Here is a 21,328-nt window from a genome sequence, read left to right on the forward strand (position 1 = left end):
AGACTAATCTCCCTTCACGGCAGAGCGTACGAGGACGACCTGGCCGCGGGCGCCGGGAACGGCACCCTTGATCAGCAGGAGCGACTTCTCGGCGTCCACACCGTGAACCGTGAGGTTCATGGTGGTGTGACGGACGCCGCCCATGCGGCCCGCCATCCGAACGCCCTTGAAGACGCGGCCCGGGGTGGATGCGCCACCGATGGAACCCGGCTTACGGTGGTTCTTGTGTGCACCGTGGGAGGCACCAACGCCATGGAAGCCGTGACGCTTCATGACACCGGCAAAGCCCTTACCCTTGGAGGTTCCGGTGACGTCGACCTTCTGGCCGGCTGCGAACATCTCAACGGAGAGTTCCTGGCCCAGCTCGTAAGTGTCGGCATCGGCGGTACGCAGTTCAACTACGTGGCGGCGCGGCGTAACGCCGGCCTTTTCAAAGTGGCCGGCCAGCGGCTTGGTCACCTTGCGCGGGTCGATCTGGCCGTAGCCGATCTGAACGGCGGTGTAGCCGTCCTTTTCCGCGTTGCGCAGCTGCGTGATGACGTTGGAGTCAGCCTGGACGACGGTTACGGGGATGAGTTTGTTGTTCTCGTCCCAAACCTGGGTCATGCCGAGCTTGGTGCCCAGCAGTCCCTTTACCTGGCGTGTAAGTGAAGTAGACATAAGTATCCGCTCCCCCCCTACAGCTTGATTTCGATGTTCACGTCGGCAGGCAGGTCGAGACGCATGAGCGAGTCAACGGCCTTAGGCGTGGGGTCAATGATGTCGATCAGGCGCTTGTGCGTGCGCATTTCAAAGTGCTCGCGGCTGTCCTTGTACTTGTGCGGCGAACGGATAACAACGTAAACGTTCTTTTCCGTGGGCAGCGGCACAGGGCCTACTACCGTTGCGCCTGCACGCGTGACCGTCTCAACGATCTTCCGTGCTGATACGTCAATGACCTCGTGGTCATACGACTTCAGCCGGATGCGGATTTTTTGTCCCGCCATGGCGTCGTGCCTCTTTCTTCGAGTAATGCTCTCTGTACAGTTTTTGCACCGAACTGCCTTACGGCCTGGCGCCCCTCCAACAGACTGAATCCGGATAATTCCGGGTTCCTCACCCTGCCGAGGCTCCGACCCCCGCGCTCGGGCGTGTCGCGGTGTTGAGGCCAACGACGCCGAGCAGGATTAGGGGCGGGTTATATATGGGCTCTTTCCCTGAAGGATCCGACCCTGCATCAGGCATTATCCTGACCGGGACGAAATCTCACCACTGCCTGGCCCCTGCTGTTCGCAGGAACATGGGCGCGTGTGGGCACAAAAGCGCTTGAACAACTTCTCTAGTCTGCCAGACTCGGGCACAGATGGCTAATCAGGCATCTGTCTCCGGAGGTCTCCCTCCAGGGTCCCGACGCCGGTCCGCCCAAGTCCGTGCACGCTGCTCCCGGGGTAAACCCCTCAACGGGCAGCGTGTTAACTTCCACCAGTCTAACGCACAGCCAGCGGCACTTTTGAAAGTCAGGCGCGGCCGTCCCGGTTGGACCGGCGGATGCGCTTGGCCCGTTCGATTTCCGGGCGGAACCGCTTACGGGACCACCCGACACCTGCCACCACTGCGGCCACGATCACCAGAAGGATAAGGAATTCCATGTTCCGAGCCTAGCGGAGCCATGGCCCGGCGTCAGCGGCACGGGGCTCCTCCCTGGTCTGCGCGCGGCGGTCTGCGCCTTGCACGGGATCGTTGCTGATCCATCCCCGCCGTCTCCGGCCCGGGCCGGGCCGGAGAACAGCCTCTCCCCTGCGCTGCACGCGTCCAGGATCCGCCGGGACGTCAGTGCGTGCGGTCCTCTTCCGGGCCCTGCCTGCGGCCCGGACCGTGTGCATCCGTTCCGGGTCCGGTGTTGCCGCCCGGTGCAGGCCCGACTCCATCGGCACCGCCGGTGGTGGCGGGGCCGGAGACCGCCGGGGCACTCCCCTGCGCCGGGTACACCGCCGCCGGTGGCGCCGGCGGAGCAAACCCGGGCGCCGAACCCGGCGGAGTGAACCCCGTTGCCGAACCCGGCGCAGCGGATCCGTTGGCCCCATCCATCGGCCCGTACCCGAGCGCCGACACCGCCGGCATGTTGCCGGGTGACGTACTCGCCGGTGAAGGCACCGGCACCGGAATGGCCGGTGGGGTCCCCTGCGTAGTTTGAACAGGTGGATTCCCCGGGTCATCGGTCCGCACGCGGGTGAGCCGCCAGACGGCCAGGGCGATCAGCCCGATACCCAGCAGGGCCAGGAGCAGGAACGTGTAACCGCGCAGGTACCAAAGCACCGCCAGCACCACACCCGCCGCGCCCCACAGGGTGAACAGCCTTCTGCTGGCCAGGAGGCCGAAGGCAAGGAGCCCGGCATGTGCCACCAGCGCCCAGAGCTGTTTTCCGCCTCCACCGAAGATGACCGTGGACAGACCGCTGGCGGAAAGAATGACAGCCGAAACCACCAGGACCGCGGTGCCCCTCTGGTCACGTTTGCGAAGGAACTCGTAAGCCGCCAATCCGGCCAGGACAGTGGCCCAGTACTGCAGGGACCAGAATCCGTTGACGTTGCCCAGGACGAGCCAGCCCATCCGCTGCACTGCGAGTGCAGTCACCAGTACGGCGGCCTGCACGGCCGGCTCCCGGAACCGGGCTGGAACCTCCAGGAGGGCCAGCGCCAACGCAGCAACCACGGTCAGTGCACCGGCTGCGGCTGACGAGTCGGGGGCCATCGCCGGTATGGCGGCCAGAGCCGGGATAAGAGCCGAGGCCGAACCCAGGATGCGCCGGCGGAGCTGCGAGGGCGAAATCCGGGCCGCCGCGCCACCGGGCAAGGACGCTTCGACCGGACGGGCGGGGGTAAGGAGGCGGATCGCTTGGAGAACGGCTGCGGTCACCCAGAGCGGCAGCAGCGAAGCGAAGCCGGTGTCCCAGCTGCCGGCCAGGACAGTGTCGAAGAGTCCCCGGAACAGGAACAGCATTCCTACGGTGAGCAGGACCGGCGTCCCCACGGCCAGCCAGGTAAGGCTGCGGGTAGAGGAAACAACCAGGAAGATCGCTGCACCCAGGACGAAGGCAGCAGCCGGCAGGAATCGGCTATCTGCGGCCGGGCTGACCGCAAGGACCGCAGCGGTATAGCCGATGGCAGCTGCCAGCAGTGCCGTACGGGTGGGCTCGTCGAGGGACCGGCGCGCTTCCCCGCACAATGCCGCCGCTGCGAGGATGAGCAGAATCGATCCTGCTGCGCCGGTTGCGAGCAGCGGTTCCGGAATTGCCCCCCGGCTGCTGAACTCCAGCAGGTTGGCGAGGACCAGCCCAAGCGCACCCAAAGCGTACGCGGCGGGATAAACAACCCAGGCTGATCTCGGGTGACCCTCCGCCCGGCGCCGGGTGAACGCCGCCGCGGCCGTGATGAGCAGCAGGAACAGGTGCAGAGCGACGACGTCCCGTTGGATTGCCGTTCCGGCAAGGAATCCGTAGGGGATCGGAAGCAGGGCCAGCAAGGCGATGCTCAGCCACTGCGACGTTTCCGAGTATCCATGCGCGTCGAGCCGGCGATGCAGCAGGGTACGGATCAATTGCTGTATTGCCAGCGCCATTGCCCCGGCAATGTACAGACCATGCATGCCGACGCCGAGGTCGGCAGCTACGAGCACCGTCTGGACCACCAGGAGGCCCTGCACGCCGAGGAGATAGAGACCGCGGTTGGGTTCCGAGCGCTTCAGTGCAAGGTACGCAGAGTAGGCCAGCGCTGCCAGCACCAGCAGTTCGTAGCCGCGCAGCCCCAGCACTCCGGCACCTACGGCCGCTGCAGCAGCGAATCCTGCCAGCGCCGCTGCTTCATACCGATCGGGAAGCAAGAGCGATGTGGCTGCGTTTGCGGCCAGCGCGGTCCAGAGCAACGCCAAGGTCCAGCCGGTCCCGTGGCCCTCGACCCCGCGGGATGCGGCAGTAGCCAGCAGCGCCACCAGTGCGGCGGCGCAGAGGAACTCGGCAGCAAATTTCAGCGGCCTTCCCCTCCGTACCCGGACGACGGCGGCCAATTGGCTGAACACTGCCACGCCGGCGGCGCAGAGGACAAGGAACATCAGCATGCCGCTTTGCGCTGCCGGCCCCTGCAGTCCGATATATGCCAGCGGAACTCCTGTTGATGCCGCCAGGCCGCCCCACCGCGCCCACGATGCAAGCCCCAGGGGTTCCAGCAGCCTTGCAAAGACGGTCCGCAGCACCTGTCCGACAGCAATGCCGACGGCCACGGCAGCGAAGACCTGGTGCACGTCCCCGGTCAGGTCGGCCGCCGCCAGCCCGGCCAGGACAACCGCCAGGATGTGGGCAGCCAGGAGATAGGCACCACGGAGGGGATTGCTGCGTCCCAAAACGAGGTAAGTGCAGTAGGCAAGGGCTGCCAGCACGAGGATCTCGTACCCCCTGATCCCCAGGACTCCCGCGCCGACGACGGCGACTGCGGTGAAGCCGGCGGGTGCAGTCAGGGCCGGCCAGCTGCGGCGGAGCATCAGCGCCGTAAACACGTTGACAGCAAGCGCCGCTGCGAGGACGGCCACGGTGGCAACTGCTCCGTTGCCTTCCGCCGCCCGTACTCCGATCTCCAGCAGCAGCACCAGTCCTGCTGCAGCGGCAGCGCCGATAGAAGCCTTGGTGCCGGAGACCCTCATACGGCCGGTAACGCCGGCGGTCCCGCCGGAAGCTGCGGCAGCTGGCCCCGGCAAACCGGTACCGGCCGCGCCGCGTTCACCGAAGCACGTCCGTCCCGTCGCCGCAAGTGTGTAGGCACCCTGGGTAAGGACCGCGGACCCGACACCGATGAGCAGCAGGACGACACCGGTCTCCGAACGTGCCGCCGTGTAGGTGAGGAGGTAATAGAGCGGGGGCAGCACCGCCAGCACGGTGACGGTTGCCCACAGGAGTGTCTGGGAGAGTCCGAGCCCGCGGAGTTTCCGGTCCAGGAGAACCCGCAGGAGGTGCTGGGCAGCCAGGCAGACCGCCATGGCAATGAAGATCCCGTGCACCCCGGCTCCGAGGTCTGCGGCAATCAGGGCAGACAACGCAGTCAGCTGGGTCTGTCCTGCCGCCAGGTAGTAGGTCCGGTGCGTCCTGGGTGCCAGCTTCCAGGCCAGGACGGCACAGTAGCAAAGAGCAGCGGCTGCAAGCAGTTCGTAGCCCCTGACGCCCAGGACGCCCGCACCCATAAGTGCGGCAGCGGCGAAACCGGCCGGCGCAGCAATGAGGTACCTTCCGCCGGGCCGGAGCGTGGATGTCAAAACGTTTCCGGCCACAACGGTCCACAGGCCGAGCAAGGTCAACACCAGCCCCGGCGATTCCTGGAAGCGGAGCAGCAGGGTCAGGACCGCTGCGGCAGCAGCCGCAGCGGTGATGGCGGCACCCGGGAAGCGTTCGGGTTTTGCGCGCCGGGTACGGACAACTGACACGGCCTGGTTGGCCGTCAGTGCGAGCACCGCGGTGGCGAGGGCCCAGGCTCCGGCATTCACACCGGGTATTCCGGCAAGGGATGCAAGGACAGTCAGGGCCACCAGCAGGATGGCCGCAGCACGTGCGGCGAGGACGAATACCAGGCGTTCCGCCGCGCCGCCCCGCACCGCACGGACCACCAGATACCCAGCGAGGACTGCGGTGGACAGGACACCCGGCCACAGTGCGTCACCGGGCATCAGCGTGTTGGGCACGAAGGCGAGGGCGGCCGGCACCAGGACGGCATACTCAAGGCGCCCGCCCAGTTTCCATGCCGCGGCCAGATACGTCACAAGGACCACGACGGCGGTTCCGGCGAAGGCAGCGGAACTGCCCGAAGACTCCCACTCGCGAACCACGTGCCAGAGTCCGGCTGCCAGTGCGGTGCACGCCTGCAGAACCAGCAGGGCGGCCACATCGACGCGGAAGAACCTGCGCGCAGCCTCTTCGGGGGCGACCGCCGGTTTCTTGAGGCTGACGGTTGCCGCCGCTGCAGCCACGGAATCGGATGCCGGGGCGGGCGTGAACGCGGCGGGAGATGACGGTGCCGGCGGTGCCGGTGGTGCCGACAGTGGCACGGCCTTTTCGCCCTGTCCCGCTGCCGTTCCCAGCGGAGCGGAATCCCCTGTTGAGTCAGCGCCGGCCTCCGGGCGGGGACGCTCGTCGCTCTCCCGGTCCAAAGGCAGCCCGGTGCTCTTGGCAGCCACCTGCAGTAGGGCCGCGGCCCCGTACATGGGGCGGCGCGCCAGGACCCCTGCCGTCTGGACCGCAACCTGCACCGCGAAAGCGAGCAACGTCAGCTGGGTGCTGTCCGTAAAGGAATAGAACAGGGACGTAAGTCCCACGGTGCCGGCGGCCCGCAGCCCGTAGCTGTTGACGAGCTGGTGGCGGGCGGGGCCCTGCCAAAGCATTACTGCGTAGTAGAGGGCGAATGCGAGGAAGAGGATCCCCAACTGCGCCGCGCTCAGCTGGCCGGAGATCTGGACGGAGGCGATGGCTGTAGCCGGAACCAGATAGCGGTGGGAGCGGACAAATGCATCCACATAGAGATTGTTCAGCCAACCCGGACGCCGGATCGCCGCGAGGCTGATCAGGGTGGCGAGAATGACGGTGAAGAGGAAGTACCAGACGATTCCCCAGCGCAGTGCCGCTCCGGAAGCCAGGCCCGAGGACAGCAGGAACGTCAAGGCGAGATAGGTGACTACCCGGCTTTCAATCTTTGCAGCGGCGTAGGCAAACGCCGCGGTTCCAACCACCGAGGTAACAAGCCAGGCTGCCGGGCCGTCCGGAAGCACGAAATTGAACAGGGCGAGTCCGACCACGGGGATCAAGGCAAGGCCCGTACCCGTAAATGCTACGGCTGCCGGTCGAAGGCGGGCGCTCCGGGCATGGATGACCAGTCCTGAAACGTAGAACAGGGCCGTGACAGCGACAACTCCGAAGAAGCGGGCCTCTGCCGGGATGGCGAGCCCGATGAACAATGCCGCGGCAGCCACCAGGAGGAGGCTGGCGGAGTAGAGCGTGATGTTGATATTGCGCAGGTCCCGGCGGCGTTTTTCTTCCTTCAGCTCGGCTTCGGTCTTGACCGGCGGAGCCGGCCTGGGCGGAGCCGGCCTGGGCGGAGCCGGCCTGGGCGGGACGGGAACGTTCCGGTTCGGGGCGGCGGGCACGGGGGCGACGGTGGACGGGTGGCCGGCCGGCTCGCCGGGAGGGGGCACAGCTGCTGACCGAGAGTGGGACGGAGACGAGGGAACAGCGTAGGAAGTGACATACGAAGCAGTGGGTGCCGGGGCTGGAGCGGGGGCCGCTGCAGCGGCGGCAGGTGCGGCAGGAGCACCGGGGGCAGGTGCGGCAGGAGCACCGGGGGCAGGTGCAGCCGGAGCCGGTGCGACGGCGGCAGCACCCGAAGCTGCAGAGCCCTCTGGAACGTGGACGGTCGCGGGTGGCCGGAACCGCACTGCTGCGTCGTTGAATCCCGCCCGGTAGCCGTCCTCATAGATTTGGGCCGGCGGCGGCAGCGGCCGGCCCTGGCCGTCCACGGGTCGGGCGGCTTTTTTACCTACCGCCCGCCCGACGGCGAAACTGGCTGCGGCTGCGGCCAGGAATAAGAGAAAGACCCCCATGAAACTGCTACCTTCCGGTTCAAGTTCGACTGGAGACCATCCTAGGGTGCCGCACCTCACAACCCGTTATCTGTTCGACGCCGGTGTGTGTATCTATTCCGTGCCGGCCGCACCCGGGCGCCCTGTGCAGGAACAGTCCCCGCATGCGCGCGGCCAAGGCCGCCGGACCGCGGTCCGGACCCTGAAGGCGGCACAGCGGTCCCCGGCGGAAATGTGCCCCCGGCTGCCGATCTGAGGCAAGGGCTGTTCCGGCCCGGATAACCAACTGGTAGCGTCGGCGCACGAGGAGCCAGGGGGAAGGCGCCCAGACGAACGGAAAGGGCCTTGCGGCCATGTATCTTTCGGTCCTCGGAACGCACTCCGGCATCTCCGGTTCGGTGCAGGTTCCCAACTCCAAATACCACGCCCACCGGGCGCTGATCCTGGCTTCCCTTGCTCCGGGCACGAGCCGCATCTCCGGGCTGACCGATGCCCGCCACGTGCAGTACACGGTGGCCGCGCTCCGCCAGCTCGGTACCGGAATAGAGGTGCAGGATGACACCTTTATTGTCCACGGCGGGCCGTACCGTCCACGGCGTGCCGTTGTCTCCGCCGGCAGCTCCGGAACCACGTTGTACTTCATGGCCGGACTCGCCTCGCTGGGGACACGCGACGTCGTCGTCACCGGACAGAAATACTTCCAGCGCCGTCCCATCGGCGCCTTGCTGGCCGCCCTCCGCGAGATGGGCGTCGACATCTCCTCGAGCGACGACTGCCCTCCCCTGCAGGTTGCCCACGGGCGGCCGCGCGGCGGTGAAGTCCATATCTCCGGAACCCTCTCGCAGTGGATTTCCGGACTGCTGCTGCTGGCACCGTTTGCCCGCTCCGAAACCACCGTGGTGGTGGAGGGCCTGCAGAATGAAACCAGCTATGTGGAACTGACCCTCGCCATGATGGCGCGGTTCGGATTGCAGGTGGAGGCCTCCGAGGACCTCAGGCGCTTCCGGATCCCGGCGGACCAGCAGGCAGTCCCCGCGGACCTGCGGCTCCCCCCGGATATCGGATCGGCGGCCTTCGGATTCGCGGCGGCGGCCCTGCATCCGGCAGATATTTCCCTTACCGGGCTCAGTGCCACCACCTCAACCGGATCCGACCATCCCGAAGCTGACTTCCTGGACCTGGCCGCGCAGATGGGTGTGCCCATGGACTACGACCAGGCAACCGACGCGGTGAGGGTCCGCCATCAGGGCCTGGACCTGCAACCCGTGGACGTCGACTGCCGCCGCGTCCCGGACATGCTTCCGGTGCTGTCCGTGATGGCGTGCCTCGCCAGGGGGCGGAGCGTTTTCCGCAACATCGACCACGTGCGGATGAAGGAGTCCGATCGGGTGGCCGCCATGCTGCAGCTGAACTCCATGGGCGCGGACCTCACCGTGGAGGGTTCTACCTTGGTGGTCCGCGGAGTCGGCAGCTTGGACGGGGCCGATCTTTCCTCTTTCAATGACCACCGGGTCCTGATGTCCCTGGCCGTGGCGGCCTCCGCGGCAGAAGGACGCAGCACCCTCACCTATCCCAACGCCTACCGCATTTCCTACCCCGAATATCTGACGGCCATGACCGCTTTCGGGCTGCGCATGAAGGTCGAGGACGGCGTGATCCGGCGTCCCCGCCCCAGCCGGCCGGCCCGGACCGCACGCGGAAGCCGCTCCCGAAGCATTTCCGGACCGGCCGCAGTGGAGGCGGCAGCGTCCGTCACGGGTCCGGACTGGGTACGGCGCTGGGCGACGGAACGCCCCAACGAAACAGCGGTGGTCGACGGCGGCCCGCGGGTATCGGGGCACCTCACCTGGTCCGAACTCGACACGCAGGCCGACCGCGTCGCCGCAGCACTGCTGGAGCTGGGGGTGCGGCCGGGCGACCGGGTGGCTTTCCAGCTCCCCAACCGAAGCGAGTTCGTTGTCCTCACCGTGGCTGTCCTCCGCCTCGGCGCGGTCGCCGCACCCGTGATGCCGATCTTCCGGGAACGGGAGGTGGCGCTGGCACTGCACCGGGCCCGTGCCCGCGTCTTCGTTGCCGTCGAGGAGTTCCGCGGACGCCGGCCGGCGGAGGAACTGGCCGGGCTGCTGCAGCGCACGGACCGAGCCGATGCGGTGCCCGCCCCCAAGGTGGCGGATGTTTTCGTGCTGCGGAATGCCGAGCCGCGGCGTCCCCTCCCCTCCGTGGCCGGCGGCCCGCGGTTCCATGACTGGGACGCGCTGCTGGGCCCCGTTAGCCCTGCGGCTGTGCTCCGTCACGGTGCTGTGCCAACCGCCGGGGATGCTGCACAGTTGCTTTTCACATCCGGCACCTCCGGGGAGCCCAAGGGTGTGGTGCACCGTCATGGAACGCTTAGCCGCGCTGCGGCCATGGAAGCGGCGCATCTGGGCCTCACCAGTGATGACGCCGTCTTCATCCCGTCACCCCTGGCCCACCAGACCGGCTTCCTGTACGGAATGTGGCTCTCGTTCGTCCTCGGCTGCCCGCAGATCCTGCAGCCGGTCTGGGACGCGGAACGGGCCGTGAAACTCATGCGCGGATGGCGCGCCACCTTCGTCCAGGCAGCCACCCCGTTCCTCACCGACCTGGTTGCCGCCGTAGACGCGGGTACCGCCGCTCCGCCCAGCCTGCGTATCTTCGTTGCGACAGGCGCCGCCGTCCCCCGGCACCTCGCCGAGCGCGCCACACGCGTCCTGGGCGCGGGTATCTGCGGTGCGTTTGGAACCACTGAAACCTGCCTGGCCACCCTGGCATCGCCCGGGGACGAACCGGTAAAAGTGTGGGGCACCGACGGGCGGGCCCTGGAGGGTGTGCGGACCCGGATAGTCGACGACGACGGCCTCCTCCTGCCGCCCGGCGTGGAAGGTAACTTCGAACTTCTCAGTCCCACCGTCTTTGACGGGTACCTTGACCGTCCGGACCTGACCAAGGAAGTCTTTACCGAAGACGGCTGGTACCGCACGGGAGACACCGCCATCCTCGATGATGCCGGGTACCTGCGCATCACCGGACGGGTTCGCGACATCATCAACCGTGGAGGGGAGAAAATCCCGGTGGCCGAGATCGAGCAGCTGCTCTACCGGCATCCTGCCGTACGGGACGTAGCAGTGGCCGCCATGCCCGATGACCGGCTGGGCGAGCGGGCCTGCGCCTTTGTCGTTCCCGTGACGGGGATGCGCCCGCAGCTGGCGGATCTCACCGCGTTCCTCGACCGGCACCGCGTCGCCAGGCATTACTGGCCCGAACGCCTCGAACTGGTCGACGCCCTCCCCCGCAATGCGGTGGGCAAGGTGCAGAAGTTCCTGCTGCGGGACAGGGCCCGCAGCTTTCCCGCCGGCGGCGGACCGCCGGAGCCCGGCACACCGGATCGGAGCAGCCCGTGAGCACTGCAGCCATCGCAGCCGACGGACGGGGCAGCAGTATCCCGGACCCCGAATACCGAGACCTGCTCACGTCCGTTACCGAGTGGGTCGAGGGCGCCGGCGAGGCATGGGCAGACCGCATCGAAACCAGTGGTACCGCACCCGATGCCCTGTGGAAGGAACTCCGCGAGGCCGGCTTCCTCTCCCTGGCGGCACCTGTGGAACTGGGCGGCCGGGGGCTGAGCTTTGTCCAGTGGATGGGGCTGATGGAGGTCTTCTCCCGTTCACACGCTTCGGTCCGCATGATCGTGCACGTGGTCAACGGCACCTGGCGGGCCATGAATCCGCATGCCGACGGGGCGCAGCGAAGGAAATTCGTCCTTCCCTCCGTGGCAGGAGAGCTGCTTGTCGCTTTCACGCTGACGGAACCGGGCAACGGCACGGGAGCGGATATCACCTCGAGTGTCCGGCGGGTCGGCGACACCTACTACCTGACCGGCCGCAAGCATCTGATCACTTTCGGTGTGCGCTGCGACTACTGGCTGCTTTTTGCCCGGCTGGAGGGCAGTTCCGGCAGCGGCGGAACGGTGGCGCTGCTGGTGGACCGGCATGCGCCCGGCGTCGAAGTGGAAGACACCTCGCAGACCATGGGGGTCCGCGGCACCGACCATGCCTCCCTCGCTTTCAGGGATACTCCCGTCCCCGTTGCCAACCGCCTCGGAGCGGAGGGAGACGGACTCGCCGTTGCCCTCGGCGGCTTCCTCACCCCCAGCCGGATCTCCGTGGCGATGAGCTGCGTCGGGCTGGCCCAACGCGCCCAGCAGCTCGCAGTCGCCCATGCCCTGGAGCGCACCACCTTCGGGAAGCCGCTCGCCGCACGGCAGGCCATCGCCTTTGCGCTGGCGGAAAACGCCGCCGATATCGAGGCTGCCCGCGCTTTGACCCTGCACGCAGCTTCGGCCTGGCAGGACGGCGCTCCCGACGCCGGGGCCCTGTCCTCCATGGCCAAGCTGACCGCCGTCGATATGCTCACCCGCGTAACCGACAAGGCCCTTCAGGTCCACGGCGGCATCGGCTACTGGAAAACCGCGCCCATCGAGCGGGTGTACCGCGACGCGCGGGCGCAGCGCTTCGAAGAGGGAACGAATGAGATCCAGAAAACCGTGATTGCCCGCGGTATCTTCCGCCGGGACCAGACACCGAGGTCCGACGCCGCGCTGCCCATTCCCGATCCGTCTCCCGATCCGTCTCCCGATCCGTCTGCGGCACCCGCCGCCCGCCCCTGACGCCGGCATGCTGGACCGGGTCTTCTCCCCCGTTTCCCTTGGGACGCTGCGTCTGGACCACCGGATCATCATGGGTTCAATGCACCTGAACCGGGAGGATCACCCCCGCGCCCTGGCCGCGTTCTATGCGGAACGTGCGGCCGCCGGAGCCGGGCTGATCGTCACGGGCGGAGCGGCAGTGAACCGCGCCGGCGCCGGCGGGCCCAACTACCTGCTGATCAATGAGCCGGAAGCCGCCGCTCGGGTTTCCCCGATGCTCAACGCGGTGCACGATGCGGGCGGCAGACTTGCCCTTCAGCTGTTCCACGCGGGACGCTACGCCCGGGAGAGCACATACGGGCTGCGTCCGGCCGCGCCGTCGGAGGTGTATTCGGACTTTTCACGGACGCTGCCCCGCGCACTCACGCCGGCGCAGATCGCAGACACACTTGCGGACTTCGCCGCGGGTGCCGCTGCCGCCCGCGCCCTGGGCTTCGACGCCGTGGAAATCATGGGCTCCGAGGGTTACCTGATCAACCAGTTCGCCTCGCCCCTGACCAACCTGCGACAGGACCGCTGGGGCGGGAACCCGCAGCGCAGGCAGGCTTTTCCACTGGCGGTGCTGCAGGCGGTCCGGGACGCCGTAGGGCCCGACTACCCGGTCATCTACCGGACATCGGGCGCCGACTTCGTCGCCGGATCGAGCTCCCGGGAGGAATCGGCAACCCTGGCGGTGGCACTGGCCCGGGAGGGGGCCGATGCCGTCAACATCGGCATCGGCTGGCACGAGTCCAAGGTGCCGTCCGTGCAGGGTATGGTTCCGCACGGCCGCTGGATGGAGATTGCAGGGCAGATCCGCGCGGACCTGGCAGCTGCGGGAGTGCCCGTGCCGGTCATCGCCGGCAACCGGATCAACTCGCTGGAGCTTGCAGAGCGGGCCCTGGCCGCCGGACACGCGGACCTGGTTTCGATGGCCCGTCCCTTCCTCGCCGACCCGGCGATCGTGGCCAAGACCCGGCGCGGAGAGTCGGACCTCGTCAACACCTGCATAGCCTGCAACGAGGCCTGCATCGACCGTTCGCTGGGCGCCGAACCTGTCTCCTGCCTGGTCAACCCGCGGGCCGGCCGTGAAACAGAATTTCCGCTCCCGCTGCGGCCACCCCGGCGGCCCGTGAGCGCCTCCGCCCGGGTTGCCGTGGTGGGCGCCGGCCCGGCGGGGATGCAGGCAGCGGCAACGCTGGCGCAGGCCGGACTCCCCGTGGACCTTTATGAACAGGACAGCTCCATCGGCGGGCAGTTCCGGCTGGCCGGCAAAGTGCCGGGCAAGGCAGACTTCCTGCAGACAATCCGCTACTTCACCCATGAACTGGCCCGGCTGGGCGTCCGCGTCCTGACCGGCACCGCCCCCGAAGCCGCGCAACTGGCCGGTTATGCACACCTGGTGCTGGCCACCGGTGTCCGGCCCCGGACCGTTCATCTGCCCGGCGCCGGCCTGCTCCCTGTACTGGACTACCGGCAGGCCTTCGCGGACCCGGCACCGCTGGGCCGCCGGGTAGTCATCGTCGGTGCCGGCGGCATTGCAGTGGACCTTGCACACCTGCTGGCGGATGCCGGCGTCGCGGGCGGTCCCCGGGACGTAACGATAATGCGCCGGGGAGCCCGAATCGGCCAGGGCATCGGCCTGTCCACGCGGTGGGCCGTGCTGCAGGAAATCCGAGCTGCCGGCGTCCGGGCCCTGGCGGGGACCACGCCGCTGGAAGTCACTCCCCTCGGCCTCCGGGTCCGGAACCCGGACGGCACGACGGCGCTCCTGCCGGCTGACGCCGTCGTCCTGGCTGCCGGACAGGTACCGTTCAACCCGCTCCGCTTACAGCTCGACGCCCGGGGCTTGCCCGGTACGGTGATCGGCGGCGCGCTGGACGCCTCGGACCTGAACGCGGTCCGTGCCTTCGAACAGGGGCTGGCGGCCGGCACCGCCGTGGCACGCCTACTCGACCCGCATGAACCGAAGGACGGGCCACGGCTTAAAAGCAGCAGGGCCCCGCTGCCATAAGCAACGGGGCCCTGCTAAGAACCGATGAGGTTCAGGCTAAACCATCAAATTACTTGATGATCTTGGTGACGCGGCCTGATCCAACGGTGCGGCCGCCTTCGCGGATAGCGAAGCCGAGGCCCTCTTCCATAGCGATCGGCTGGATGAGCTCAACGGTCATCTCAGTGTTATCGCCGGGCATAACCATTTCAGTGCCCTCGGGGAGGGTGATGACGCCGGTTACGTCCGTGGTACGGAAGTAGAACTGCGGGCGGTAGTTCGAGTAGAACGGGTTGTGGCGTCCGCCTTCATCCTTGGACAGGATGTAGACGTTGGCTTCGAAGTCGGTGTGCGGGGTAATGGAACCCGGCTTCACGACAACCTGGCCACGCTCTACGTCTTCGCGCTTGATACCGCGGAGCAGCAGGCCACAGTTCTCGCCGGCCCATGCTTCGTCAAGCTGCTTGTGGAACATCTCGATACCGGTAACCGTGGTCTTCTGGACCGGACGGATGCCGACGATCTCGACCTCGGAGTTGATGGCGAGGGTACCGCGCTCGGCGCGGCCCGTGACAACGGTTCCACGACCGGTGATCGTGAAGACGTCCTCGATCGGCATCAGGAACGGCTTGTCCTTGTCGCGAACGGGGTCCGGCACGTTGTTGTCAACGGCTTCCATGAGCTCTTCGACGGCTGCAACCCACTTGGGGTCGCCTTCGAGAGCCTTCAGGCCGGAAACGCGGACGACGGGAGCGTTGTCGCCGTCGAAGTCCTGGGAGCTCAGCAGTTCGCGAACTTCCATTTCCACGAGGTCGAGCAGTTCTTCGTCGTCAACCATGTCGGACTTGTTCAGTGCGACCAGCAGGTAGGGAACACCAACCTGGCGGGCGAGCAGGACGTGCTCGCGGGTCTGTGCCATCGGACCGTCGGTAGCGGCAACCACGAGGATTGCGCCGTCCATCTGAGCTGCACCAGTGATCATGTTCTTGATGTAGTCAGCGTGGCCGGGGGCGTCTACGTGTGCGTAGTGGCGCTTCTCGGTCTGGTACTCGATGTGCGAGATGTTGATGGTGATGCCGCGCTGGCGCTCTTCAGGTGCAGAGTCGATAGCAGCGAAATCGCGCTTTTCGTTCAGATCAGGGTACTTGTCAGCAAGCACCTTCGAAATGGCAGCGGTCAACGTCGTCTTTCCATGGTCAACGTGACCAATGGTGCCGATGTTGACGTGCGGCTTAGTCCGCTCGAACTTTGCCTTCGCCACGGGTTCCTCCTAGAGAGTTAGAAGACTCAATCTCCAGCCGCGCTTTTCGCAACTGAAACTGATGTAAGTCTACTTGGGGCTGTTTATTTGATGAAATTGCCGATTTCCGCAGCAGCCTCGCAAGGCCGCTCAGTCTGGCTATGCGCCCGGTCCGGGCCGAAGCCCGGACCAGCCGCACACGGTGGGTGGCCCGGCGTAAACCGGTCCACCCTCCAAGTTTTACTCGCCGCGCGTCTTCTGGATGATCTCGTCGGCAACTGCCTTCGGGACCTCGGCGTAGCTGTTGAAGGACATGGAGTATACGGCGCGGCCCTGGGTCTTCGACCGCAGGTCGCCGATGTAGCCGAACATGCCGGACAGCGGGACGTGCGCCCGGATGACCTTTACGCCGGCTGCATCTTCCATGGACTGCATCTGGCCGCGACGGGAGTTGATGTCACCGATAACTTCACCCATGTATTCCTCAGGGGTGCGGACTTCAACATCCATCAGCGGTTCAAGCAGGACAGGGCTTGCCATACGTGCGGCTTCCTTGAAAGCCTGCCGTCCGGCAATCTTGAACGCCATTTCCGAGGAGTCGACGTCGTGGTACGCGCCGTCAAGCAGCGTGGCCTTGATGCCGACAACCGGGTAACCGGCGAGCACACCGTCAGTAAGCGCGCTCTGGATACCCTGGTCAACGCTGGGGATGTATTCGCGCGGAACGCGACCACCGGTGACCTTGTTCTCGAATTCGTAGAACGTGCCGTCGGACGTATCCAGCGGCTCGATGGCGATCTGGATCTTAGCGAACTGACCCGAACCACCGGTCTGCTTCTTGTGCGTGTAGTCGTGCTTGGCGACTGCACGGCGGATCGTTTCGCGGTAGGCAACCTGGGGCTTGCCCACGTTTGCCTCGACGCGGAACTCGCGGCGCATGCGGTCCACCAGGATGTCCAGGTGGAGCTCGCCCATGCCGGCGATGATGGTCTGGCCGGTGTCTTCGTCGAGGGAGACCTGGAAGGTCGGATCCTCTTCGGAGAGCTTCTGGATGGCCGTGGAGAGCTTCTCCTGGTCACCCTTGGTCTTCGGCTCGATGGCCACGGAAATCACGGGCTCCGGGAAGCTCATGGATTCCAGCACGATCGGCTCCTGAAGGTCGCACAGGGTATCGCCCGTGGTGGTGTCCTTCAGGCCGATGGCGGCGTAAATGTGGCCCGTCGTGATTTCCTCGACCGGGTTCTCCTTGTTGGCGTGCATCTGGAAGAGCTTTCCGATGCGCTCCTTCTTCTGCTTGGTCGCGTTCATGACCTGGGCGCCGGAAGCAGCGTGACCGGAGTACACGCGGATGTAGGTCAGACGGCCGAAGAACGGGTGCGTCACAACCTTGAATGCCAGAGCCGAGAACGGAGCCTTGGCATCAGCGGCACGTTCGAGGATGACCTCTTCGTCGCGGATGTCGTGGCCCTTGATGTTCGGGACGTCAAGCGGGCTGGGCAGGTAGTCGACGACGGCGTCCAGCATCGGCTGCACACCGCGGTTCTTGAAGGCAGAGCCACACAGAACCGGGTAGACATCGGAGTTGATGGTCAGCTTACGAATGCCGGCCTTCAGCTCGGGAATGCTGATCTCTTCGCCTTCAAGGTACTTGTTCATCAGTTCGTCGCTGGCTTCAGCAACGGTCTCGACGAGCTGTGCGCGGTACTCTTCGGCCTTTTCCTGCAGTTCTGCGGGGATCGGTTCGATTTCGTACTTGGCACCCATGGTCACGTCACCCTTGGCGTCGCCGCGCCAGGTGAGTGCACGCATTTCGAGGAGGTCAACGACGCCTTCGAATTCGCTTTCGGAGCCGATCGGCAGCTGGAGGACCAGCGGCTTGGCGCCGAGGCGGTTGATGATCGTGTCTACGGTGAAGTAGAAGTCAGCGCCCAGCTTGTCCATCTTGTTGACGAAGCAGATACGCGGAACGTCGTACTTGTCGGCCTGGCGCCAGACAGTCTCGGACTGCGGCTCAACGCCTTCCTTGCCGTCGAAGACAGCAACGGCGCCGTCGAGGACGCGCAGGGACCGCTCAACCTCGACAGTGAAGTCAACGTGACCCGGGGTGTCGATGATGTTGATCTGGTTGTTGTCCCAGTAGCACGTGGTAGCTGCGGAGGTGATGGTGATGCCCCGCTCCTGCTCCTGTGCCATCCAGTCCATCGTGGACGCACCGTCGTGGGTCTCGCCGATCTTGTGGTTGACACCCGTGTAGAACAGGATGCGCTCAGTGGTAGTTGTCTTGCCGGCATCGATGTGGGCCATGATGCCGATGTTGCGGACCTTATTCAGGTCGGTAAGCACGTCAAGTGCCACGGTTTCTCCCTTTTTTGGTTGCTTCCGTCAACGGCGCTTATCCGGCTGAAGCCCTGCGGCCCGCAAATGCGGGCCACAGGGCCGTCAGCGGCTGCCGTCAGCTTGGCGTATTACCAGCGGTAGTGGGCGAAGGCCTTGTTGGACTCGGCCATCTTGTGGGTGTCCTCGCGGCGCTTCACAGCTGCACCAAGACCGTTGGAAGCGTCCAGGATTTCGTTGCGCAGACGCTCAGTCATCGTCTTTTCGCGGCGGGCCTTGGAGTAGCCGACCAGCCAGCGCAGGGCCAGTGCAGTTGCACGGCCCGGCTTGACCTCGACCGGAACCTGGTAAGTAGCGCCGCCAACGCGGCGGGACTTGACCTCAAGGCTCGGCTTGATGTTGTCCATGGCCTTCTTCAGGGCTGCAACCGGATCCTGTCCGGTCTTCTCCTGAGCGCCTGCAAGTGCACCGTAAACGATGCGCTCTGCGGTGGACTTCTTGCCGTCTACCAGAACCTTGTTGATCAGCTGCGTGACCAGCGGGGAGCCGTAGACGGGATCCAGTACGAGCGGCCGCTTGGGGGCCGGACCCTTGCGGGGCATATTACTTCTTCTCCATCTTCGCGCCGTAGCGGCTGCGAGCCTGCTTGCGGTTCTTGACACCCTGGGTATCGAGGGCACCGCGGACAATCTTGTAGCGGACACCGGGAAGGTCCTTCACACGACCGCCGCGCACCAGCACGATGGAGTGTTCCTGAAGGTTGTGACCCACACCGGGGATGTAAGCGGTTACTTCGATGCCGCCGTTGAGGCGGACACGTGCAACCTTACGCAGAGCCGAGTTCGGCTTCTTCGGGGTGGTGGTGTAAACGCGGGTGCAGACACCACGGCGCATCGGGCTGCCCTTGAGGGCAGGAGCCTTGGTCTTGGAGACCTTGGGTGAGCGGCCCTTGCGGACCAGCTGCTGAATCGTAGGCACTTTCGTGTTCTCCGTTTTTTCTCGAGATAATTCTCTGGTTGCCCCGCCCCGCTGCCGGCTGAAACCAACTAAAGGGGCGGCGCGCTTCAAGTCGTTGCCGCAATGCCCCGAGAAGTTCCGATGTTCTCGCCGAAAGCGACCGTAGGCGTGCAAAAGTGTGGCATTCGTTGCGCAAGGACCCCGCAACCCGGAAACAGGCCCGCCCATTCCTTACGGAATGCATTCCTCCGAGTATCTCTCCACGGAGGGCACGCGAGCGGCCTTCATCCACTGCCACACAAACAATTGGTTTTCAGTCTAGCAGACTTAACGACTCCCGGCGGAAAGTGCGAGCAGCGTCACTAGCTGCGGGCACTCAGGGCCGCGGTAATCGTGGCCGAAGCCTGCTGCAGGTGCGGCAGCACGCGTGCGGCTGCCTCTTCCAGAGTAAGCCCCATGGTGGCCTGCATGGACGTGTTCAGGGCGGCGACCACGTTCCCCCGCGGGTCCAGGACGGGAACGGCCACGGAGCGCAGCCCGAGTTCCAGTTCCTGGTCCACGACGGCCCAGCCCTGTTCCCGTGCCCGCGCCACGAGGGTGCGCAGGCGGTCCGGGTCCGTGACCGTGCGCTCCGTCAGGGGACTCAGGCTGGCTTTGGACAGGTAATCGTCGAACCGGTCCTCGGGGAGCCCCGCCAGCAGGACCCTGCCCATGGAGGTGGCGTAGGCCGGGAACCGGGTCCCAACGCTGATCCCGACTGTCATCAGCCGCCGGGTATGGATCCGGGCGATGTAGACGATCTCGTCGCCGTCGAGCACCGACGCCGACGTCGATTCCGAGATTTCCCTGGACAGGTCCTCCAGTACCGGCTGCGCAAGCTGGGGAAGGGACTGGCCGGACAGGTAGGAGTAACCCAGCTGCAGGACCAGGGCGGTCAGTTCGAAAGTCCGCCCGTCGGTGCGCACGTAGCCGAGTTCCACGAGGGTAAGCAGGAAGCGGCGGGCGGTGGCCCGGGTCAGTCCGGTCCGGCGGGAAACCTCGCTCAGGGTCATCTGCACGTTGTCGGCGTCGAAGGCCCGGATCACCGTGAGGCCGCGGGCCAGCGACTGTACGAACTGGTCGCTGGCCGATGCCGTCTCGCTCACGTGTCCCCTATGTTGTCGGTTACTGCTGGCTGTTGGCCGCGGCGCGGATCAGCGGGATGTCCATCTTTGCCGCCAGTTCCTCGAACGTGGTTCCGAAGGTGTCGCGGACGTGGACGCCGTCTTCCTTCAGCAGGAAGACCGCTTCATTAGTGTAGACGCGGGTAACGCATCCGACGCCGGTGAGCGGGTAGCTGCATTCCTTCACCAGCTTACTGAGGCCGTCCTTGGTGAACAGCGACATCATGACGTAGACGTCCTTGGCGCCGGTGGCCAGGTCCATGGCGCCGCCCACTGCGGGAATGGCGTCGGGAGCGCCGGTATGCCAGTTGGCCAGGTCCCCGGAGGCGGAGACCTGGAAGGCACCCAGGACACAGACGTCCAGGTGCCCGCCGCGCATGATCGCGAAGGAATCGGCATGGTGGAAGTAGGCGGCGCCCGGCAGTTCGGTCACCGGAATCTTCCCGGCATTGATCAGGTCCGGGTCCACCTCGTCCCCGGAGGCTTCGGGGCCCATGCCCAGCATCCCGTTTTCGGTATGCAGGGTGATGTGCTGTTCCGGCTGCAGGTAGTTGGAGACCAGGGTGGGCTGGCCGATGCCAAGGTTCACGAAGGACCCCGGGGCAATATCGGCCGCCACCAGCGCAGCGAGGTCGTTCTTGCCCAGTTTTTCGGTCTGGTTGCTCATGCTGCAGCCGGCGCTTTCTCCCGGTCCACGCGGACCAGGGTGTTGACGTAGATTCCCGGGGTGACCACGACTTCGGGGTCCATTTCTCCTATGTCCACGATCTCGCGGACCTGCACGATTGCGGTCTTCGCGGCGGCGGCCATGATCGGTCCGAAGTTCCGGGCGGTCTTCCGGTAGACCAGGTTCCCTGCCTTATCGGCCCGCAGTGCCTTCACCAGTGCGAAGTCGGCGTGCAGCGGAGTTTCGAAGACGTAGCCGCGGCCGTCGATCATCCGGGTTTCCTTGCCTTCGGCCAGCGGGGTGCCGTAGGCGGTGGGAGTAAAGAACCCGCCGATGCCTGCACCGGCGGCGCGAATGCGTTCCGCGAGGTTGCCCTGGGGTACCAGTTCCAGTTCAATCTCCCCGGCGCGGTACTTCGCGTCGAAGATCTGCGAGTCGGACTGGCGCGGGAAGGAGCAGATGATCTTCTTCACCCGGCCGGCACCGATCAGGGCGGCCAGGCCCTGTTCTCCGTTGCCGGCGTTGTTGTTGACCACGGTCAGGTCCCTGGCACCCTGGCGCAGCAGCGCCTCGATGAGCTCCACGGGCTGTCCGGCCTGGCCGAACCCGCCGATCATGACGGTGGCGCCGTCGTGGATGGGCGCAACGGCCTCATCAACGTCCTGCACAATGTTGAGCACGGTTT

General features: G+C 66.0%; 14 protein-coding genes. 3 read left to right on the forward strand and 11 right to left on the reverse strand.

Going from position 1 to position 21,328, the window contains the following annotated elements:
* Positions 1–3: 3 nt before the first annotated feature.
* The 4 genes from rplC to N2K99_RS12815 all read right to left on the reverse strand — a co-directional run bounded on the left by rplC (position 4) and on the right by N2K99_RS12815 (position 7,608).
* Entirely contained in the window at positions 4–660 is a 657-nt protein-coding gene (rplC, locus tag N2K99_RS12800; protein WP_227918739.1) for a 50S ribosomal protein L3, read from the reverse strand.
* Between the two features lie 17 nt (positions 661–677).
* A complete protein-coding gene (rpsJ, locus tag N2K99_RS12805) occupies positions 678–986 on the reverse strand; it encodes a 30S ribosomal protein S10 (RefSeq protein WP_146361073.1) in 309 nt (102 codons plus the stop codon).
* 510 nt (positions 987–1,496) lie between these two features.
* Positions 1,497–1,628 carry a hypothetical protein gene (locus tag N2K99_RS12810; RefSeq protein ID WP_257793638.1) on the reverse strand — a complete coding sequence of 44 codons (132 nt, stop codon included), beginning with the start codon at positions 1,626–1,628 and terminating at the stop codon, positions 1,497–1,499.
* Between the two features lie 181 nt (positions 1,629–1,809).
* Positions 1,810–7,608 carry a hypothetical protein gene (locus N2K99_RS12815; RefSeq protein WP_227933036.1) on the reverse strand — a complete coding sequence of 1,933 codons (5,799 nt, stop codon included), beginning with the start codon at positions 7,606–7,608 and terminating at the stop codon, positions 1,810–1,812.
* A gap of 332 nt (positions 7,609–7,940) precedes the next feature.
* Here N2K99_RS12815 and aroA point away from each other — a divergent pair, with 332 nt between their 5' ends.
* Genes aroA through N2K99_RS12830 form a run of 3 tightly spaced genes read left to right on the forward strand, consistent with a single transcriptional unit; the run spans position 7,941 to position 14,303 of the window.
* Positions 7,941–11,006 carry a 3-phosphoshikimate 1-carboxyvinyltransferase gene (gene aroA, locus N2K99_RS12820; RefSeq protein ID WP_227933035.1) on the forward strand — a complete coding sequence of 1,022 codons (3,066 nt, stop codon included), beginning with the start codon at positions 7,941–7,943 and terminating at the stop codon, positions 11,004–11,006.
* Positions 11,003–12,271: an acyl-CoA dehydrogenase family protein gene (locus N2K99_RS12825; RefSeq protein ID WP_227933034.1), complete on the forward strand. Its 1,269-nt coding sequence runs from the start codon at positions 11,003–11,005 to the stop codon at positions 12,269–12,271. Before aroA ends, N2K99_RS12825 begins: the two co-directional genes overlap by 4 nt.
* 7 nt (positions 12,272–12,278) lie before the next feature.
* On the forward strand, positions 12,279–14,303 hold the full coding sequence (locus tag N2K99_RS12830; RefSeq protein ID WP_227933033.1) for an FAD-dependent oxidoreductase: 2,025 nt from the start codon (positions 12,279–12,281) through the stop codon (positions 14,301–14,303).
* A 49-nt stretch (positions 14,304–14,352) separates the two neighbouring features.
* Here N2K99_RS12830 and tuf read toward each other — a convergent pair whose 3' ends face one another.
* The 7 genes from tuf to N2K99_RS12865 all read right to left on the reverse strand — a co-directional run bounded on the left by tuf (position 14,353) and on the right by N2K99_RS12865 (position 21,323).
* Positions 14,353–15,543 (reverse strand): elongation factor Tu, encoded by a 1,191-nt coding sequence (tuf, locus tag N2K99_RS12835; RefSeq protein WP_227918747.1) that lies wholly within the window; start codon positions 15,541–15,543, stop codon positions 14,353–14,355.
* A gap of 219 nt (positions 15,544–15,762) precedes the next feature.
* The gene (fusA, locus tag N2K99_RS12840; RefSeq protein WP_227918748.1) at positions 15,763–17,877 is read right to left on the reverse strand and encodes an elongation factor G; all 2,115 of its coding nucleotides are present in this window, start codon (positions 17,875–17,877) and stop codon (positions 15,763–15,765) included.
* Between the two features lie 110 nt (positions 17,878–17,987).
* Entirely contained in the window at positions 17,988–18,458 is a 471-nt protein-coding gene (gene rpsG, locus N2K99_RS12845; RefSeq protein ID WP_146361062.1) for a 30S ribosomal protein S7, read from the reverse strand.
* A 1-nt stretch (position 18,459) separates the two neighbouring features.
* A complete protein-coding gene (gene rpsL, locus N2K99_RS12850; RefSeq protein ID WP_146361060.1) occupies positions 18,460–18,834 on the reverse strand; it encodes a 30S ribosomal protein S12 in 375 nt (124 codons plus the stop codon).
* Positions 18,835–19,175: 341 nt separating this feature from the next.
* Positions 19,176–19,958, reverse strand: coding sequence for an IclR family transcriptional regulator C-terminal domain-containing protein (locus N2K99_RS12855; RefSeq protein WP_227918749.1), 783 nt, complete (start codon positions 19,956–19,958; stop codon positions 19,176–19,178).
* A 19-nt stretch (positions 19,959–19,977) separates the two neighbouring features.
* Positions 19,978–20,643, reverse strand: a complete 666-nt coding sequence (locus N2K99_RS12860; RefSeq protein WP_227918752.1) for a 3-oxoacid CoA-transferase subunit B — start codon at positions 20,641–20,643, stop codon at positions 19,978–19,980.
* Complete coding sequence (locus tag N2K99_RS12865; RefSeq protein ID WP_227918754.1) at positions 20,640–21,323, reverse strand: 3-oxoacid CoA-transferase subunit A; 684 nt, start codon at positions 21,321–21,323, stop codon at positions 20,640–20,642. Before N2K99_RS12865 ends, N2K99_RS12860 begins: the two co-directional genes overlap by 4 nt.
* Between the last annotated feature and the right edge of the window lie 5 nt (positions 21,324–21,328).

Source organism: Arthrobacter sp. zg-Y1110, assembly GCF_025244865.1.
Taxonomy (GTDB): Bacteria; Actinomycetota; Actinomycetes; order Actinomycetales; family Micrococcaceae; genus Arthrobacter_B.

Coding starts and splice junctions, on each gene's coding strand:
- N2K99_RS12860 (WP_227918752.1), bottom strand. CDS start 20,643: ATGAGCAACCAGACCGAAAAACTGGGCAAGAACGACCTCGCTGCGCTG.
- aroA (WP_227933035.1), top strand. CDS start 7,941: ATGTATCTTTCGGTCCTCGGAACGCACTCCGGCATCTCCGGTTCGGTG.
- N2K99_RS12815 (WP_227933036.1), bottom strand. CDS start 7,608: ATGGGGGTCTTTCTCTTATTCCTGGCCGCAGCCGCAGCCAGTTTCGCC.
- rpsJ (WP_146361073.1), bottom strand. CDS start 986: ATGGCGGGACAAAAAATCCGCATCCGGCTGAAGTCGTATGACCACGAG.
- rplC (WP_227918739.1), bottom strand. CDS start 660: ATGTCTACTTCACTTACACGCCAGGTAAAGGGACTGCTGGGCACCAAG.
- N2K99_RS12810 (WP_257793638.1), bottom strand. CDS start 1,628: ATGGAATTCCTTATCCTTCTGGTGATCGTGGCCGCAGTGGTGGCAGGT.
- N2K99_RS12830 (WP_227933033.1), top strand. CDS start 12,279: ATGCTGGACCGGGTCTTCTCCCCCGTTTCCCTTGGGACGCTGCGTCTG.
- rpsG (WP_146361062.1), bottom strand. CDS start 18,458: ATGCCCCGCAAGGGTCCGGCCCCCAAGCGGCCGCTCGTACTGGATCCC.